Below are 4,632 nucleotides of genomic sequence, written 5' to 3' on the forward strand. Positions count from 1 at the left end.
CTTATTTTTACCACTCTCTGCTTTTCTCTTTCGATATAAAGAACTTCAAATTTTTTCATAATAAGCATAATAAAAATAATAAATACCGCCGAAGTAATTGAAAGGAAAAAATATCCCATGCCGATGGCTATGCCTATACAGGCTGTGATCCACAGTGTGGCAGCAGTGGTGATACCCTTTATACTTCCCTGGGTATGAAATATAGTCCCGGCACCCAAAAATCCCACTCCGGATACTACCTGAGCCGTCATTCTTCCCATATCGATTTTTACAACGGAAGAAAGGTCCGGATTTTGAAGAACCATAGCCATACTGCTCTGGGAAACTAAGATTTGTATAACTGCAATTACTGCGGCACCTAAGCAAACGAGCGTATGGGTTATAAATCCTGCAGGCTTTCTTTTTTTCTCTCTTTCATAACCAATGAGCCCGCCGATAACAATGGCCAGGATGATTCTTATAAATATTGAAAATTTTGTTATTTCAAACATAGTTCCCCCCTAACTAAAGAAAGGAATCCGAAGATTCCATTCTTTAAAGTATATGGATTGAATTTGGATCTAATGCAAATTTAAGGTTTTCGTTGATCTTGACCATAGTTTTGTTCATGGGGTTATTGACGGAAATTTCAAGATGCTGACCAAAGAAATTGACTTCATATTCATGGTGAGCTCCCATAAACATACTCTTTGTGACTTTTGCCTCGAAGTCAGATTTTCCAAATTCTATGGATTCCGGTCTGACAACAATATTTACCTTGTCACCGAGATTATATGGTTTAGTCTTGGCCGTTTCATATTTTACACCGTGGACATCTATGACCAATGTAGATTCCTTGACCTCTTCAACAGTTGCTAAGATGATATTTGCTCTTCCGATGAAGTTGGCAACGAATGCATTTATTGGTCTCTGATATATCTCGTCTGGAGAACCTACCTGCTCGATGAGTCCGTCTTTCATGATGACGATTTTATCTGATAATCCCATTGCTTCAGACTGATCGTGGGTAACGTAGATAGATGTGATTCCCACTTCCTGCTGGATTTTTCTGATCTCATCTCTCATGTGAATTCTGAGCTTGGCATCGAGGTTTGACAGAGGTTCATCAAATAAAAGAACCCCAGGCTCCATAATAAGAGCTCTGGCTAAGGATACTCTCTGCTGCTGACCTCCAGACATCTGGGAAGGTACACGTTCTGCAAATTCTTCCATTTTCATGAGGCTCAATATTTTTTTTACTCTTGCATTGATCTCTTCTTTTGGTAATTTTTGAAGCCTCAGACCATAGGAAATATTGTCAAAGACATTCATATGAGGGAAAAGTGCGTAGTTTTGAAAAACCATGGCAGTATCTCTTTTGTCCGGAGTCAGCCTCTCGACATTTTCATTTCCTATAAAGATTTTACCTTCTGTGGGAACTTCAAATCCTGCAAGCATCCTCAGAGTAGTTGTTTTTCCGCAGCCAGAGGGTCCAAGGAGACAAACAAATTCACCTGGATTAATGTCTAAGTTGACATTTTCTACTGCTTTCACTTGTTTATTTTTATCTGTTACAAATATTTTGGTTAGATTTTCAAATTTAACTCTTTTAGCGTTCATCATTCACTCCTAACTTTCTATTCCTTCTTCAATACCGAATGTTTTTAATGCTGATTTCATCATAAGAACAACAACAGATACGATTATTATAAGGATGGTACAATATGCAGAAGCCACACCTATTTTTCCCACGTCAATCTGATTCATGATTGCCACAGTGAGTAGGTTGTACTTGGCAGATACCAAGAAAATAATCGTGCTGACCAGAGTCATACTTCTGACAAAGGCATAGATGAGTCCTCCGAAGAAAGCGGGTTTTATCATAGGCAGTGTGACAGATGTAAAAACTTTTTTACTGTCTGCACCTAGGACACTTGCAGCTTCCTCTATGGACGGATCAATCTGCTGAAGAGATGCTATTGCAGACCTTATACCTATAGGCATACTTCTTACAATGAATGCTATTATTAAAATCGTGGCGGTACCAGTAAGAACAAAAGGTTTTCTGTTGTATGTAATAACATATCCTAGACCTATTATCGTTCCTGGAATTGCAATGGCCATCATAGTAGTAAACTCTATAAAGTTTTTACCAATGAATTTTTTTCTGACAATCAGGAAGGCAATAATCATGGCAAAGATACCTGTTATCGGTGTGGAAATAAGTGCCAATCCGGTAGTGTCGAGGATAGGCTTCATACCCAGGTCAAAGACATATCTATAATGGTTTAGGGATAATGAATAGTCAGCTCCCCACAACTTTATAAATGAGCCTATTGGTATGAGTATGTACATGAGAATTACCAAAAGAGTGAGTAAGATCATGGTTATGAAAATAGGCATAACGATCCTTTTTTCAGTGATCATCTCTCTTTGTTTTGCTACTTTACCTGTAACTGTAACGTATGATTTTTTACTGATATAGTATTTCTGAGTAACGAAAATACTGATGGAAATAAGAAGCAGAATGATGGAAAGGGCAGTAGCACCTCCCATATCATAGTTTCCGATACCCTGCAGATAAATCTGTACTGCAGCTACAGTATAGTTTCCTCCGATTACCACCGGATTCCCGAAGTCAGCTATAGTCTGAATAAATATAACCAGGAAAGCATTGGCAAGACCTGGCATCATCAGTGGAAGAGTAATAGTCCAGAATACATCCCATCTGGAAGCACCCAGATCTCGGGATGCTTCTTCTACAGAAGGGTCAATTTTTGCCAGGAGGCCTACCAGCATAAGATAGGCAACCGGGAAAAATGTAAGTACCTGCACCAGTACAAGTCCGTGAAATCCATATATATCCGCATCTAGCATTCCCAGTAACTCTCTTGTTATAAACCCACGTCTTCCAAAGAGGAGTATAGCGGATAAAGCTATAACAAATGGAGGAGAAATTATCGGGAGTATAGCTATAGAGGTAAATATTTTTTTAAAGGGCAGCTTGATGTAAGTAAGGGCATAGGCAAAGAAAAATCCTATTACAGTAGATATGAGCCCGGTAGTAATTCCTAGTTTAAGAGTATTATACAGAATGGATATATTTTCACTCATACGCATGATATTCCTATAGTGTCTCAGAGAAAATTTATCATCATAGGAAAAACTGGAGTTTAATATATTCATAAGAGGTAACAGTATAAACAGGGTTACTACAATTAATGTAAATATTATGGTTGAAAATAGTATAGGGTCATTAAAAATTTTCTTCATATTCTTTAAATCGGATCTGATTTTCAATGAAAATGAGTTTTTTTTCACAGCAATGCTCCTTTATTCCTTCGGTGCAGAAGTTTTAGTCACCTGACTGAAGTTTTCGATTAGTCTTTTTCTGTTTAATCCTGCCCACTCAAAGTCATAGTCTATTAGCTTAGTATCTTTGATCTCAGCAGCTTCCTGAGGAGGTACAGCATCTTTATTTGTCAAGAACTGGTAAGAACCAACTGTCTGTCCCATCTCTTGAGCTTTCTTAGATAAAGCCCAGTCGACGAATTTTTTAGCATTTTCAAGATCAGGACCGTTTTTCAATATAGCCACTCCGCCAATTTCAAAACCTGTTCCTTCAGATGGTGCAGCAATAATTATATCTTTGTATCCTTCTTTTCTGTATTTGATGGCGTCGTGTAAGAATGTGATACCGACTCCAGCTTCTCCTAAACCAACCATTCTTCCAGGAGCTGTTCCAGACTTAGTATACTGTCTGATCTGTCCGTTTAATTTTTGCATGTACTCCATACCTTTTTCTTCTCCCATTGACTGAACAACAGTAGAAAGCATTGTATAGGCAGTACCAGAGGAACCAGGATGAGCAGTTACTATCTCTCCTTTATACTCAGGTTTTAAAAGATCTTGCCAAGATTTAGGCATTTCCATACCTTTTTCTTCAAGAATAGATTTATTTCCCACAAAACCTAGATAACCAACATAAATTCCAGTCCATACTCCGTTGGCATCTTTAAATTTAGCAGGGATCTCTTCTGACACAGGAGATTTATACGGCTCTATAAGACCTTCTTCATTGGCAGCAACAAAGGCATCAATCGGACCGCCGTACCAAACAGAAGCGGACATGTTTTCTTTTTCTGCTCTAACTCTTGCCAGTGTTTCTCCACTACTCATTCTTACAAATTCAGTTTTGATTCCAGTTTCTTTTTCAAATTCTTTCGCAGCCATGGAAGCATGATCTTCCATCAATCCAGCATAAATTAATAATTTTCCATTGTCTGATTCCTTCTTTCCACACCCTACAAATAAAGCAGCTGCAGCAAGAATCAATAAAATAGTTTTTTTCATAATTCAAATACCTCCTTTTATTTTCTTCATTTATTTTATACAATATGATTGTTACAAAACTGTTACACTTTTTTGATTTTAAAACAAAAAGTTTAAAAAGAGGTTGATATGAAGCTTATTTTATTTTTTATTCTGACACTAAGTGTATATGCCCAGGATATATTGGTTTTGAATTTCAGCAAGAGAGGGGTGGCCAAATACGACCAGCTTGTCCAGGGTCTAGAGGATAACAGGGGAATAAATCAGATCCTGGAAATAGAGTATCTGGACTTTTTGAAAAACAGTGATGAAGAGTACAGA

5 protein-coding genes are annotated in these 4,632 nt (G+C 37.7%); 1 reads left to right on the forward strand and 4 read right to left on the reverse strand.

Annotated elements, in window-relative coordinates; all coding sequences use genetic code 11:
• From ABZA26_RS08245 to ABZA26_RS08260, 4 genes are all read right to left on the reverse strand, one after another.
• Positions 1–491 (reverse strand): MgtC/SapB family protein (locus ABZA26_RS08245; protein WP_372714048.1); only part of this gene is annotated, 491 nt, incomplete at its 3' end.
• A gap of 43 nt (positions 492–534) precedes the next feature.
• Positions 535–1,599 (reverse strand): ABC transporter ATP-binding protein, encoded by a 1,065-nt coding sequence (locus tag ABZA26_RS08250; RefSeq protein WP_372714049.1) that lies wholly within the window; start codon positions 1,597–1,599, stop codon positions 535–537.
• A gap of 9 nt (positions 1,600–1,608) precedes the next feature.
• Entirely contained in the window at positions 1,609–3,165 is a 1,557-nt protein-coding gene (locus ABZA26_RS08255) for an ABC transporter permease (protein ID WP_372714050.1), read from the reverse strand.
• 147 nt (positions 3,166–3,312) lie between these two features.
• Positions 3,313–4,332 carry an ABC transporter substrate-binding protein gene (locus ABZA26_RS08260; RefSeq protein WP_372714051.1) on the reverse strand — a complete coding sequence of 340 codons (1,020 nt, stop codon included), beginning with the start codon at positions 4,330–4,332 and terminating at the stop codon, positions 3,313–3,315.
• Positions 4,333–4,440: 108 nt separating this feature from the next.
• Here ABZA26_RS08260 and ABZA26_RS08265 point away from each other — a divergent pair.
• A partial coding sequence (locus ABZA26_RS08265) for a hypothetical protein (RefSeq protein ID WP_372714052.1) occupies positions 4,441–4,632 on the forward strand: 192 nt, incomplete at its 3' end.

This window comes from Ilyobacter sp. (genome assembly GCF_041583315.1).
GTDB lineage: Bacteria > Fusobacteriota > Fusobacteriia > Fusobacteriales > Fusobacteriaceae > Ilyobacter.